Origin of the sequence: Burkholderia sp. HAN2018, assembly GCF_024704855.1 — a bacterium.
In the GTDB taxonomy this organism is placed as follows: domain Bacteria; phylum Pseudomonadota; class Gammaproteobacteria; order Burkholderiales; family Burkholderiaceae; genus Burkholderia; species Burkholderia cepacia.
In genome coordinates this window covers 1-11923 of record NZ_QOBB01000212.1, presented here as the reverse complement: position 1 = coordinate 11923, position 11923 = coordinate 1, and the positions used below count along the sequence as shown (strand labels likewise).

At 69.5% G+C, this 11923-nt stretch carries 12 protein-coding genes; 5 read left to right on the top strand and 7 right to left on the bottom strand.

Annotated elements, in window-relative coordinates; genetic code table 11:
* Window positions 1-1394, top strand: a 1394-nt coding sequence (locus DPV74_RS33205) for an LssY C-terminal domain-containing protein (protein ID WP_240440056.1), incomplete at its 5' end; no start/stop codon positions are given.
* A 16-nt stretch (window positions 1395-1410) separates the two neighbouring features.
* Here DPV74_RS33205 and DPV74_RS33200 read toward each other — a convergent pair.
* The 4 genes from DPV74_RS33200 to DPV74_RS33185 form a co-directional block, all read right to left on the bottom strand.
* Complete coding sequence (locus DPV74_RS33200; protein WP_011356110.1) at window positions 1411-1740, bottom strand: DNA-binding protein; 330 nt, start codon at window positions 1738-1740, stop codon at window positions 1411-1413.
* Window positions 1737-2069, bottom strand: a complete 333-nt coding sequence (locus DPV74_RS33195) for a type II toxin-antitoxin system RelE/ParE family toxin (protein WP_048020341.1) — start codon at window positions 2067-2069, stop codon at window positions 1737-1739. Before DPV74_RS33195 ends, DPV74_RS33200 begins: the two co-directional genes overlap by 4 nt.
* A gap of 340 nt (window positions 2070-2409) precedes the next feature.
* The gene (locus DPV74_RS33190; RefSeq protein ID WP_119338716.1) at window positions 2410-4860 is read right to left on the bottom strand and encodes an alpha/beta hydrolase fold domain-containing protein; all 2451 of its coding nucleotides are present in this window, start codon (window positions 4858-4860) and stop codon (window positions 2410-2412) included.
* Window positions 4847-6556: a GMC family oxidoreductase gene (locus DPV74_RS33185; protein WP_119338715.1), complete on the bottom strand. Its 1710-nt coding sequence runs from the start codon at window positions 6554-6556 to the stop codon at window positions 4847-4849. The genes DPV74_RS33190 and DPV74_RS33185 overlap by 14 nt, the downstream gene beginning before the upstream one ends.
* A 296-nt stretch (window positions 6557-6852) precedes the next feature.
* On the opposite strand from DPV74_RS33185, the gene DPV74_RS33180 reads away from it, so the two are divergent.
* Together DPV74_RS33180 and DPV74_RS33175 are read left to right on the top strand one after the other, a co-directional pair.
* A complete protein-coding gene (locus DPV74_RS33180) occupies window positions 6853-7884 on the top strand; it encodes an AraC family transcriptional regulator (protein WP_060086383.1) in 1032 nt (343 codons plus the stop codon).
* A 55-nt stretch (window positions 7885-7939) separates the two neighbouring features.
* Window positions 7940-8449: a GNAT family N-acetyltransferase gene (locus DPV74_RS33175; protein WP_059693755.1), complete on the top strand. Its 510-nt coding sequence runs from the start codon at window positions 7940-7942 to the stop codon at window positions 8447-8449.
* Between the two features lie 16 nt (window positions 8450-8465).
* Here DPV74_RS33175 and DPV74_RS33170 read toward each other — a convergent pair whose 3' ends face one another.
* From DPV74_RS33170 to DPV74_RS33160, 3 genes are all read right to left on the bottom strand, one after another.
* On the bottom strand, window positions 8466-9419 hold the full coding sequence (locus DPV74_RS33170; protein ID WP_027790821.1) for a leucyl aminopeptidase (aminopeptidase T): 954 nt from the start codon (window positions 9417-9419) through the stop codon (window positions 8466-8468).
* Between the two features lie 58 nt (window positions 9420-9477).
* Window positions 9478-9600, bottom strand: a complete 123-nt coding sequence (locus DPV74_RS33165) for a hypothetical protein (protein ID WP_021158412.1) — start codon at window positions 9598-9600, stop codon at window positions 9478-9480.
* A gap of 338 nt (window positions 9601-9938) precedes the next feature.
* Window positions 9939-10394, bottom strand: a complete 456-nt coding sequence (locus DPV74_RS33160) for an Lrp/AsnC family transcriptional regulator (RefSeq protein WP_027790822.1) — start codon at window positions 10392-10394, stop codon at window positions 9939-9941.
* A 123-nt stretch (window positions 10395-10517) separates the two neighbouring features.
* Between DPV74_RS33160 and DPV74_RS33155 the strand changes: the two genes are divergently transcribed.
* Entirely contained in the window at window positions 10518-11063 is a 546-nt protein-coding gene (locus tag DPV74_RS33155; RefSeq protein ID WP_027790823.1) for an alpha/beta hydrolase, read from the top strand.
* 184 nt (window positions 11064-11247) lie between these two features.
* Window positions 11248-11923: YbfB/YjiJ family MFS transporter (locus tag DPV74_RS33150; RefSeq protein ID WP_119338714.1), on the top strand; the 676-nt coding region annotated here is incomplete at its 3' end.

Here is an 11923-nt window from a genome sequence, read left to right as displayed (position 1 = left end):
GTCGTGCGCTCGTCGAAGGGGGGCACGCATGCGCGCACCGCTGGCCGCGGGTCGGCGCGCGGCTGCACGGCGCGATCGCATACGTGCGCGGCCTGCCGGGCGCGGTGCCCGCGCTCGCGCTGCTGTTCGTCGGCTGCGTGTGGCTGTTCGCGGGCCTTGTGCAGGATGTCGTCGCGAACGATCCGCTGACGCACGCGGACATCGCGCTGTACGCGTTCCTGCAGAACCTGCGCACGCCGCCGGTGGACGCCGTGATGCGCGCGCTTGCCGTGTTGCACGGGCACGATACGGGGCTGATCGTCGCGGCGGCGTTTCTCGTCTGGCTGATGATCCATCGCTGCTGGCTGACCGCCGCGTGGTGGCTCGCGACCGTCGGCGTCGCCGTCTTGCTCGTGCCGGCGTTCGGTGCGGGCGTACCCGGCGCGACGCCCGCGAGCCTGCCGCCCGGCGCGCTGCACGTACCGCTGCCCGATGCCGAAGCCGCGTTCGCGATTCTCGCAAGCAGTGGCCTCGGCTGGGTGCTGACGCGTGACCGGCCCGCGCCGTGGCGGATTCCGGTCGTGACCGCGGTGGTGCTGTGGATCGTGCTCGGCGGCTTCGCGCGGCTGTATGTCGGAGACACGTGGCTGTCGGGCCTGCTGGGCGGCTGGAGCCTCGGGCTGGCCTGGTTCGCGTTGCTGGCGGGCGCCCATGCGTACTGGCGCGTGCGCGAGCATGTGCAGCCGAGGGGCGCGCTCGTCGCGGTGACCGTGGTGCTCGCGACGGCCGGCGTATGGACGGTTCCCGCGCAATGGCAGCTCGACCGCGCGGCGCGCCCGCATGTCGGCGACGTGGTCGCGATGACCGTCGACCAGTGGCTGCGCGGCGGGTGGCAGCGCGTGCCGGTGCGGCGCACCGAGATCGGCGGCGACCGCGAGGAGTATCTGCCGCTGCAATGGAGCGCGACATCGGACACGCTCGACCGGCATCTCGCGCAGGCCGGCTGGCAGCGCGCGACGCCGTGGTCGCCCGCCACCGCGCTGCGCTGGCTGCTGCCGCAGGCGCCGGCCGAGGCGCTGCCGGTGCTGCCGCGTTACACGCACGGCGAAAGCACGCGCCGCGTGTTCGTGCGCGTCGATCCGGGCCAGCCGGAAAGCCGCCTCGTGCTGCGGCTGTGGCGTTATCCGTACGTGTTGCAGGACGCGCTCGGCATGCGGCCGCTGTGGTACGGCGCGCTGTATCGCGAGACGCTGCATCGGCCGGCGCGGCTGATGACGATCGTGCGCTCGACGACGATCGACGATGCGGCGTCGATTGCGAAGGCGCTGGCGGTCGAGCCGACGATCGGGCATCCGCCGGCGGGGACGACGGCCGCGCCGGCCGAGATGCTGCTGGTATGGATGGTCAGGCCGTGAGCGGGCCGTGCGCCGCTTACGCGTGCGCCGGCTGCGCGGGGACGACGGACAGGCGCAAGCCGACGGTCTTGAGCACCGCGAGCAGCGTTTTCAGCGTCGGGTTGCCGTTGGGGGACAGCGTGCGGTACAGCGATTCGCGGCTGATGCCGGCTTCGGCCGCGACCGCGCCGAGCCCGCCGTACGCTTCCGCGACGGTGCGCAGCGCGAGCAGGCCGGCCGCGCGGTTGTCGGGATCGTCGAGCGACTCCATCGCGACGCGCAGATAGGCCACTGCGAGTTCGCGGTCGGCGCCGAGTTCGGCGACTTCCGCGTCGTGGTGCGATACCGCACCTTTGAGCTTGGTCATGTTTGCCTCCGTTTCCAGTTCGACCAGTGTTCCTTGGCGCGCCTGATGTCGTCGGGTTGGCTGCTTTTGTCGCCGCCCGACAGCAGCAGCACCAGTGCGCCGCCGTACCGCCCGAAATACACGCGATAGCCGGCGCCGACGTGGACGCGCAGTTCGATCACGCCTTCGCCGACAGGCTCGCAATCGCCGAAGTTGCCCGTCTGCACGCGGCGCAGGCGTTCGCGAATCCGGGCCTGTGCAAGCTTGTCGCGCACGGCGTTCAACCATTCGGTGAAGGGCTCGCGACCATCGTCGCGCTGGTAGCGAAGAAGTTCGAACTTGGAGAGCATTGTAACTTATAAGCTACAAAAAGGGTGGATGAGAAAGGAGGCGGTCGTGCGAGTTGCCGGGTGGTGTGCGCAGGGGCGTGCGCGCATTGGCGAGTCGGGACGACACACGACGCCGCATGCGTGGCAGTTGCAGTGCAGGCAGCGAAACCGGCTTCCCGGACGAAGATCATTCTTTCATCCGTCACCTGGCGTGGCGATTCGGCCGAATGGCCGGTGTCGATGGCGCGTGCCGAGGGCACGCGCCATGAGCGGGACGTGAGGCAAGTGCGCGAACAGTCCGACGGCGGGCGCGTCGCGCGGGGCGCCCGCCGGAAAATCCTCGTGCGTTACCGTTGCATCGTCATGCCGTCGCGGCAACGCGTGCCGACGCAAACTCCGCCAGCGTGCGCAACGCGTCCCGCGCCGAGCGCAGGTAAAACGACTGCAGATGAAACACATGCCAGCGCGCCGCATGAATCTCCAGCCGGCACGGCACGCCGCAGGCCTGCGCGTGACTGGCCAGCCGCTGCGCGTCCGACAGCAGCACTTCCTGGTCGCCGGCCTGAACGAGCATCGGCGGCAGACCGCGCAGGTCGGTATCGAGCGGGCCGCGGGCCGCCGCCGATCCGGCGCCGTGATACCAGCGCAGCCCTTGCTCGAGCCAGCCGCGGCGGATCATCGGATCGTCGTGGCGGCGCGAAGCCAGCGTCGCGCCGCCGAGGGCGGGATCGGTCACGGGCGAGATCAGCAGCAACGCGGCGGCGGCCGGCTCGCCGCGCTCGCGCAGCGCGATGGCCAGTGCCAGCGCCAGTGCACCGCCGGCCGAATCGCCCGCGATCGCGATCCGGTGCGGAGCGTGACCCTGCGCGCGCATCGCGTCATAGACGGCCAGCGCATCGTCGAGCGCGGCCGGGCCCGGATGCTCGGGGGCCAGCCGGTAATCGGGCACCCACACCGGCAGGCCGGCGTCGTTCGCGAGCCGCGTCGTCACGCCGCGATGCGTATGCGGCCCGCCGAGGCAGAATGCGCCGCCATGCAGATAGAGGATCGCGCCGCCCGTGTCGCCGCGTTTCGGCGCGACCACTTCGACCGGCACGCGGTGCGCGTGCGTACGGTAGCGCAGCGTGCCGCCCGTGCCGGGCATCAGCGGCGACAGCAGCGCGACGACGCGGCGTTGCACGCGTGCGCCGAACGGCGGCCCGATCAGCGGCCGGAACGCCACGCGCAGGAAACCGCGCAGCGAGGCGGCCGTGAGTGCCTCCAGCGGGCCGGCGGGCGGTGCGACTACGACGTCGCGTGTCGGGGCAACCGATTCGGGCGCCGGATGCGTGAAGCGGTAGGCGGACATTCCGGTGAAGCGGGTGATCCACCGGTAGGTCAGCGTGAAGCCCGGCCAGTTCGTGCTGTTGTGTCCCGATGCATCGACATACCAGCTCTTGCAACTGTTCCACACCGATCCTTCGAGCCGCTGCTGCACATGCGCGTTGAAGCGCCGGTAGCGGCGCGCGTCGACGTCGATCTCGCGTGCGCCGTTGCGCCGCATCGCGTGCAGGCAGCGCATCACGTGCGCGATCTGGCTTTCGAGCATGTAGACGATCGAGTTGTGGCCGAGGTTGGTGTTCGGGCCGTACAGCATGAAGAAGTTCGGAAAACCGGGCACGGTAAGCCCGAGATACGCCTGCGCGCCGCGCCGCCATGCGTCGTTCAGGTCGAGCCCGTCGCGGCCCGTGATGCGCATCGGCGACAGGAACTCGGTCGCCGCGAACCCCGTGCCGTAGACGATGGCATCGACCGGATGATGCACGCCGTCGACAGTCTCGATGCCGCGCTCCGTCACGCGCCGGATCCGCTGCGTGACGAGTTCGACGTTGTCGCGGCTCATCGCGGCCAGGTAGTCGCTCGACAGCAGGATGCGCTTGCAGCCGATCGGGTAGTCGGGCGTGAGCCGTGCGCGCAACGCGGCGTCCGGCACGTCGCGCGCGAGCAGCTTGCGGAACGGCCGGCCGACCGCGACCTTCATCAACCGGTGCAGGCGCGTGAACGCGATCGCGCGCGATTCGTAGCGCAGGTAGATCGATGCGCGATGCAGCTTCATCGCCCACGGAAGCGTGCGGAACAGCGCCTTCTCCCACGGGCGGTACGCGCGGTCGGGGCGCGGCATCACGTAGGCCGGCGAACGCTGGAATACGGTCAGGCGCTGCACGTCGCCGGCGATCGCGGGGACGAACTGGATCGCCGACGCACCGGTGCCGACCACCGCCACGCGCTTGCCGGCGAGCGCATAGTCGTGATCCCAGTGCGCGGAGTGGAATGCGCGGCCGCGGAACGTGTCGATGCCGGGCAGGTCGGGCATCGCGGGGCGGCTCAACTGCCCGGTGCCGCTGACGAGCACGGCGGCGCTGAGCGTCGTGCCGTCGGCGAGCGTGACGCGCCACAGCGCGGCGGCTTCGTCGTAACGCGCATGCGCGACGTCGGCGCCGAAGCGCAGGTAGCGCGCGAGGCCGTACTTGCGCGCGCAATGCTGGAGGTACGCATGGATTTCGGGCTGCGGTGCGAACACGCGCGACCAGGCCGGGTTGGGCTCGAACGAAAACGAGTACAGGTGCGAGGGAACGTCGCACGCGGCGCCGGGGTAGCTGTTGTCGCGCCACACGCCGCCGACGTCGTGCGAGCGTTCGACGATCGCGAAATCGTGGATGCCGGCACGTTGCAGCGCAATGGCCATGCCGATGCCGGCGAAGCCGGCGCCGATGATGATCGCCGCGAGCGGTGCGGCGGATTCGGTCAGGTGGGCAGCGTCACGCGACGACATGGCGGGTCTCCTCAGGCTGGACGGCTTCGTGCGCGGCGCGCGAAGCGGGAGCGGTATCCGTCGCTGTCCTGACGGTTTCGCGCTGCGGCCGCGCGGGCGTGCGGCACACGCCGCGGATCAGGTCGACGGCCTTCTCGGCGATCATGATCGTCGGTGCGTTGGTGTTGCCGCCGACGAGCGTCGGCATGACCGACGCATCGACGATGCGCAGCCCCTGCAGGCCGCGCACGCGCAGCTGCGGATCGACGACGGCGAGCGCGTCGTGCCCCATCCGGCACGTGCCGACCGGGTGGTACACGGTGTCGGTGCGCCGCCGCAGCACGTCGCGGATTTCATCGTCGGTGTCGACGTTCGCGGTGAACAGGTCGCGCGTGGTCCAGCCGGCGAGCGCCGGCGCTTCCATCAGCCGTCGCGTGAGCCGGAAGCCCGCGACCATGTCGTCGAGGTCGCGCGGATCGTCGAAGAACGCGGGGTCGATGCGCGGCGCCGCGAGCGGATCGGCGCTGTCGAGCGTGACCGAGCCGCGGCTGCGCGGCCGCAGCAGGCACACGTGGCACGACAGCCCGTGGCCGGCGTGCAGCTTGCGCGCGTGATCGTCGACGAGCGCGACGACGAAGTGCAGCTGGATGTCCGGTGCGTCGAGGTCCGCGCGGGTCTTCAGGAAACCGCCGCCTTCCGCGAAATTCGACGTCAGCATGCCGCGCCGCTCGCGGCGAAAGCGCGCGAGCTCGCGCAGCATGCGCATGCCGCCGCGCGCGGATACGCCCATCGTGTCGACGCTGCGCGTGCGGTAGCCGAAGATGAAATCCGGATGATCCTGCAGGTTGCGGCCGACGCCGGGCAGGTCGGCGTGCACCGCGATGCCCCGTTGCCGGAGCTCGCTGCCCGGGCCGACGCCCGACAGCATCAGCAGTTGCGGCGTTTGCAGCGCGCCGGCCGCGAGCACGACTTCACGCCGGGCCCGCAGTGTGCGGACCTCGCCGTGCTGACGGACTTCGACGCCGGTCGCGCGCGTGCCGTCGAACAGGATGCGCAGCACCTGCGCGTGGGTCTCGACCGTCAGGTTGTCGCGGCGGCCGATGTGCGGCAAGAGGTAGGCGCGCGCCGCGCTCCACCGTTCGCCGTGCTTCTGCGTGACCTGGTAGATGCCGATGCCTTCCTGCTGCGCGCCGTTGAAATCGTCGGTGAGCGGCAGGCCGGCCTGTTGCGCCGCTTCCAGGTAGCGCGCATGGAACGGGTTGCCGGTGCGCAGGTCGCTCACCCACAGCGGGCCGTCGCGGCCGTGCCACGCATCGTCGAAGCGCTCGTTGTGCTCGCTCAGGCGGAAGTACGGCAGCACGTCGTCGTAGGCCCAGCCTTCGTTGCCGAGCGCGGCCCAGCCGTCGTAGTCGATGCGATGGCCGCGGATATAGACCATCGCGTTGATGGCCGACGAACCGCCCAGCGCCTTGCCGCGCGGCTGGTAGCCGATGCGCCCGCCGAGGCCGCGCTGCGGCACCGTGTCGAAGGCCCAGTTGTTCACGCGGGTCGGCATCATCGCGACCGCGCCGGTCGGCACGTTGACGAGCGTGCCGTCGCCGCGGCCGCCGGCCTCGAGCACGCAGACGGTCACGGCCGGGTCCTCGGTCAGCCGCCCGGCGACGACGCAGCCGCCCGACCCGCCGCCGACGACGATGTAGTCGAAAGTCCTGCTCATGGGTTCGTCCTCCGATGGTCGATGGATCAGGCGGGGTGCGGCAGCGCGCACGGGCGGCCGGCGCTTGGCCGGGCAGGGGCAAGGGTTCGTGCAGGCACGGCGCGCCGGCGTGCGAAGCGGGCTGCGGGATCGGTCGGGCGACTGCGTCGCATGGTGTCTCCTCCGGGGGCGTTGGCGTCGTTCGGGCGACGACTGGATGACGCCGATGGTGCTGGCCGCATGGGAAAACACCAATGCTGCTTCGGGACAATTGTTTTAGTATTTGGGCCAAATCGGCGCTTCGAGGGTTTCTCCGCATGAGCTTCTGGGACTTCACCCGGAGTCCGGCCAGCGCCCGGCTGCTGGTCGATTTCGGCGACGAACGCGGCGTGCCGCACGCGACGCTGCTGGCCGGCACGGGGCTCGCCAACGCTCAGCTCGACGATCCGAAGGTCGAGGTGACGGCCGCGCAGGAACTGCGGCTGACCGGCAACCTGCTGCGCGCGCTCGGGCGGGCGCCGGGCCTCGGGTTCGAGGTCGGCCTGCGCTACCACTTCTCCGCGTACGGCGTGTGGGGCTACGGGCTGATCGCGAGCGCGACCGCGCGCGACGCACTCGCGCTGGCGATGCGCTTCCTGCCGCTCACCTATGCGTTCACCGTGATCACGTATCGTGAAGAGGACAGCACGTGCGTGCTCAGTTTCGGCGCGCCGGAACTCGATGGCGCGCTGAGCCGGTTCCTCGTCGAGCGCGACATGACGGCGGCGGCCGTATTGCTGCGGGAAATCGGCGGCGACGCATTCGAGCTGTCGCGCTTCACGGTGCAGGCGACGCGCGCGCCGTCCGTGCCGGTGCCGCGCATCGCCGGCGTCGAACCGGTTTTTTCGGCGCGCGCGAACAGCCTCGCGTTCGACCGCGCGTTGCTCGACCGGCCGCTGCCGCACGCGAATCCGCTGACGGTGTCGATGTGCGAGCAGATGTGCGGCCAGCTGCTCGAAGCGCGGCGCGCGCGGGTGGGCACGTCGGAGATGGTGCGCCAGTACCTGGGCGCGACGCCCGGCCCCGCGCCGTTCTCGCTCGAGGACATGGCGCGGCTGCTGAACACGAGCCCGCGTACGCTCAAGCGCCGGCTGCAGGAGGAGGGCACGACGTTCCGGGCGCTGCTCGCGCAGGCGCGCGGCGCGATGGCCGAGACGCTGCTCGGTGACGCACGCCTGTCGCTCGCGGAAGTGGCCGAGCGGCTCGGCTTCAGCGACCTGTCGAGTTTCTCGCAGGCGTTCAAGCGCTGGTACGGCGTGCCGCCGGGCGCGTATCGCAGCGCGGCGCAACGGGCCGGCGGCCGTTCCTGACTCACGCCACGATCGCCGGCTGTCCTGCCGGCATTCCAATCAAGAGAGAACCCGCATGATCACGATTCGCCCGATGACCGACGACGATTTCCCGCGCTTCTGGCCGACCTATCGCGCCATCGTCGCTGCTCGGGAAACCTATGCATTCGATCCCGATGCGACACCCGAAGCGGCGCGCGCGTTATGGCTCGATGCGCCGCTCTGCACGTGGATCGCCGAGGAGGATGGCGTGGTACTGGGCTCGTACTACCTGAAGGCGAACGCGGCCGGCCCCGGCAATCACGTGTGCAATTGCGGCTACATGGTGAGCGAGGCCGCGCGCGGCCGTGGCGTCGCGCGCCTGATGTGCGAGCACTCGCAGCAGGTTGCGCGCGAGCGCGGTTTCCTCGCGATGCAGTTCAACTCGGTCGTCTCGACGAACGAGGTGGCGGTCGCGCTGTGGCAGAAGCTGGGATTTGAAATCGTCGGCCGGCTGCCGCGTGCGTATCGTCACGCGCGGCTCGGGTTCGTCGATTGCCTCGTGATGTTCAAGTGGCTCGGCGACACACCTGCCGCCGGAGCCTGAGCGCGCAACTGGCGAATCAGACGGCGAACGCGCCGTCGAACACGATCCGGTCGTCGAGCGCGAGCGTGCCGCGCGCGAAGATCAGGTCGAGATGGTGGCTGCCGTTTTCGCCGCCGCCGAGCCCGAGGTGCAGGCCCGGATGACGTTCCTCGAACCCCGCATTGCGGCCGTATAGCCCGCGAATGCCGAGGTTCGTGCCGATGCCGAATTCCTCGATCCGCCGGTGATTCGGATGCCGGTCGAGATAGGCCGAGAAATCGCGCCGGAAGCCCGTGTCGTCGGTATCGAAACCGACGATCGTGCTGTTCTCGACCTGCAGCGTCGCGAGCCGCTCGGCCACCTTGTACTTGATCGCGAACGGCACGGTGCCGAGAAACGTGCCGCTGAAGACGATCGTGCCGTTGAGATCGGTCACGTGCGTCGCGATCTCGCCGGGCACGACGTCGAGGTTGCCCATTCCGTCCACGCTCGTCCATTTCTGGTCCGGCGCGAGCGAGCCCGTCAGCGTGTTCCCGGCTTCGTCGATGAAGCGGATCTGCGATGCGCGCGCGGCCGCGTCGATCAGCCGGCCGTTGCGTGCCGCGATGTCGTCGAGCGATTCGGCGAACGCCTCGTCGAGATGCGGGCCGTAATCCTTGAACAGCACCGACTTGCTCCAGTGCTCGACGATCGCCGGGCGGATCGCGGCGAGGAACGGCGGCCCGCTCGGCGACGGTGTCGGCAGGCACGACGAGTCGTACAGCAGCACGAACAGGTCGGCTTCATCGAGTGCGGCGGTGATATCGGCGGGCGGGGTGCTTTCGAGGCAGAGGGTCGTGGCGTCGAGTGAATCGGGCAGGGCGGCAAATGCGCGCAACGCGATGTCGCGGTTGCGGGTGTCGTGGCCGACCAGCAGTTTTCCCGATTCGCCGCGCGCCAGTTTGTCGCGCAGCGCGGGGTGGAAGCCGAGTGCGCGGTGCAGGTTCAGCATGCGTGTCTCCGGAAGCGGCGGAAGGGCCGCGGCCCTTCCGCGAGAACGGGTGGCCCGCTCAGACCGGCCAGAGCGCGGTGCCGAACGGCACCACGGCGTCCTCGACCATCATGTCGATGGCCTCGGGGTGCGTGTCTTCCTGCATCCAGTCAAGCAATTCGATCTGCTGGGTGTCCTGCATGTTAATTCTCCTGTGGTGAACATGAGTGTTTCAACATGAAAGCGCGGCTAAAAATTTGCCACTCCTCATCAGGCATTTCGTGAATGCCGGATGAGTGGCGTTGATATTAGTCTGACGAATTTACGAATGCAATGCGTTGCAAGAATTTTAGCCTCGGCGTGCTAAACAACGGGGATTGACGAGGCGCGTGCGGTAAAACGCGGGTAAATGGCCTGACGGATTCCAGGTCATTTTTTTAATGAAATGAATCGGAATCGATGCATTGCATTCGGCGAATTTTTATCGGGAATTCGATGGCCTCGATCGTGGCGCGGGCGTGGCGGCGGCCCGATGCCGTGTCAGCCGAGCAGCGCCTTGCCGAGCGGTTTGACCGGCTCGGAGCGGAGCACCAGCGACGTCGTAACCGCGCCGAAACGGGCAATCGCGTCGATGATGGTTTCCAGTTGCCCCGGTGTCGGCACGAGTACCTTCAGCAAGAAGCAATCCTCGCCGGTCATCCGGTGGACCTCGATGACGTGCGGCATCTCGGCGAATGCGCGCAGCGCGGGCTTGATGTGTTCGTGCGTCGTCTTCAGCCGGATGATGGCCATCATCCCCAACCCCAGCGCCGCCGGGTCGATGCGCGCGCCGTAGCCGGCGATGATGCCGCGTTCTTCCAGCCGCTTGACGCGCTCCGACGTCGCAGGCTGCGACAGCCCGATGCGCCGGCCCACCTCGGACAGCGGCATCCGCGCATTTTCCTGTAGTGCCTCGAGGATCGAAAGATCCAGGCGATCGAGCTCTCCATTCGACATGTCCGTTCTCCCGCTCCGTTAATTCATCGGCATATTGTCTCAATAACCGATGACTTGCCATTCCCGGCCGGTTTCCGGCGGACCAGACTGAGCGCTCGCCTGTTCATGGAGACGGAGATGGAGATGGACCAAACGATCGTGATCGTGCCGGGGATCGGCAACTCGGGACCGGATCATTGGCAGAGCCACTGGGAGGCCGCGATTCCGGGCGCCATCCGCATGGCGCCTGCGTCATGGGATGCCCCCGACCTGCGTGACTGGATGGCGGCGCTGGATGAAGCCGTCGCGCAAGCCGCGGCGCCGCCGGTGTTGATCTGCCATTCGCTGGGGTGCCTGCTGTTCGCGCACTGGCGCGCGGCGTCGGCGCGTGTCGTGCGCGGCGCATGGCTCGTTGCGGTGCCCGATCCGGGCGGCCCGCGTTTTCCGGCCGCGGCGCGTGCGTTCGCGAACGTGCCGGGCGGCGATTTCGGCGGTTTGCCGGTGCTGGCGATCGCCAGTTCGGACGACGGGTACGACCCGTCCGGGCGCGGCATCGCATGGGCGAGCGAACGTGGCGCGACGCCGCTGCGGCTCGGCCCGCGCGGCCACCTGAATGCGGAAGCGGGATTGGCGCAGTGGCCGGAGGGGCGTGCATTGCTGACGGCCTTCGTGGCCGGATTGCCGCGCTAGCGCCGGCAAGCGGCTGCCGTCGTTCCGCGCGTGCTGCCTGCCGGCGCGTGCCTGGCCGTGACGGCTCAAGTATGATCGGTCGACAGAATCGGAAGCCTCGACGGACAGTCGGGACCGGCGCGTGCGAAACGCCGGTTCCGTCGCGCCGCTCCCCCTCGGCTTCGAACGACAAAGGAGACACGCGATGCGCGCAGCGCCGCAACCGGAGCCTGCCGGCCCGTCGCAGCCGGACACCGGCGCGACCCGCCATACCCCCGAACGTGACCCCGATCGCATGGCCGCGTGGCGGCTCGCGATCGGCCTGTCGCTCGGCAGCGCGATCGCGCTCGGCCTTGCGCGCTTTTCGTATGCGCTGCTGCTGCCGCCGATGAAGGCCGATCTCGGCTGGACCTTCGCGCAGGCCGGCGCGCTGAACACGGCGAACGCGGCCGGCTACCTGATCGGTGCGCTCGTGTTTCCGTTGCTGTCGCGGCGCTGGCGCGCGGGCACGCTGCTTGCGGCCGGGTGCGTGCTGACCGCATTGCTGATGGCTGCGTGCGGGTTCACGTCCGGCATGCACGCGCTGCTCGCGCAGCGGCTCGCGACCGGCGTCGGCAGCGCGCTGATCTTCATCAGCGGCGGCGTGCTGGCCGCGCGGCTCGCGTCGGCGTCGCCGCGCGACGCGGGCCTGCTGCTCGGCCTCTACTACGGCGGCACCGGATGGGGCATCGTCGCATCGTCGCTGCTCGTGCCGGCGACGCTCGCGCAGGGTGTACACGGCTGGCAGCCCGCGTGGTTCGCGCTCGCGTTCGCATGCGTGCTGTTCTCGGCGGTGGCCGTGTCGGCCGCGCGCCGCATCGAGCGCGTGCACGCGGCACCCG

What these genes read in the sequence shown, in the direction of transcription:
- DPV74_RS33200 (WP_011356110.1), bottom strand. Translation starts at nt 1,740, where the DNA reads ATGACCAAGCTCAAAGGTGCGGTATCGCACCACGACGCGGAAGTCGCC.
- DPV74_RS33195 (WP_048020341.1), bottom strand. Translation starts at nt 2,069, where the DNA reads ATGCTCTCCAAGTTCGAACTTCTTCGCTACCAGCGCGACGATGGTCGC.
- DPV74_RS33190 (WP_119338716.1), bottom strand. Translation starts at nt 4,860, where the DNA reads ATGTCGTCGCGTGACGCTGCCCACCTGACCGAATCCGCCGCACCGCTC.
- DPV74_RS33185 (WP_119338715.1), bottom strand. Translation starts at nt 6,556, where the DNA reads ATGAGCAGGACTTTCGACTACATCGTCGTCGGCGGCGGGTCGGGCGGC.
- DPV74_RS33180 (WP_060086383.1), top strand. Translation starts at nt 6,853, where the DNA reads ATGAGCTTCTGGGACTTCACCCGGAGTCCGGCCAGCGCCCGGCTGCTG.
- DPV74_RS33175 (WP_059693755.1), top strand. Translation starts at nt 7,940, where the DNA reads ATGATCACGATTCGCCCGATGACCGACGACGATTTCCCGCGCTTCTGG.
- DPV74_RS33170 (WP_027790821.1), bottom strand. Translation starts at nt 9,419, where the DNA reads ATGCTGAACCTGCACCGCGCACTCGGCTTCCACCCCGCGCTGCGCGAC.
- DPV74_RS33165 (WP_021158412.1), bottom strand. Translation starts at nt 9,600, where the DNA reads ATGCAGGACACCCAGCAGATCGAATTGCTTGACTGGATGCAGGAAGAC.
- DPV74_RS33160 (WP_027790822.1), bottom strand. Translation starts at nt 10,394, where the DNA reads ATGTCGAATGGAGAGCTCGATCGCCTGGATCTTTCGATCCTCGAGGCA.
- DPV74_RS33155 (WP_027790823.1), top strand. Translation starts at nt 10,518, where the DNA reads ATGGACCAAACGATCGTGATCGTGCCGGGGATCGGCAACTCGGGACCG.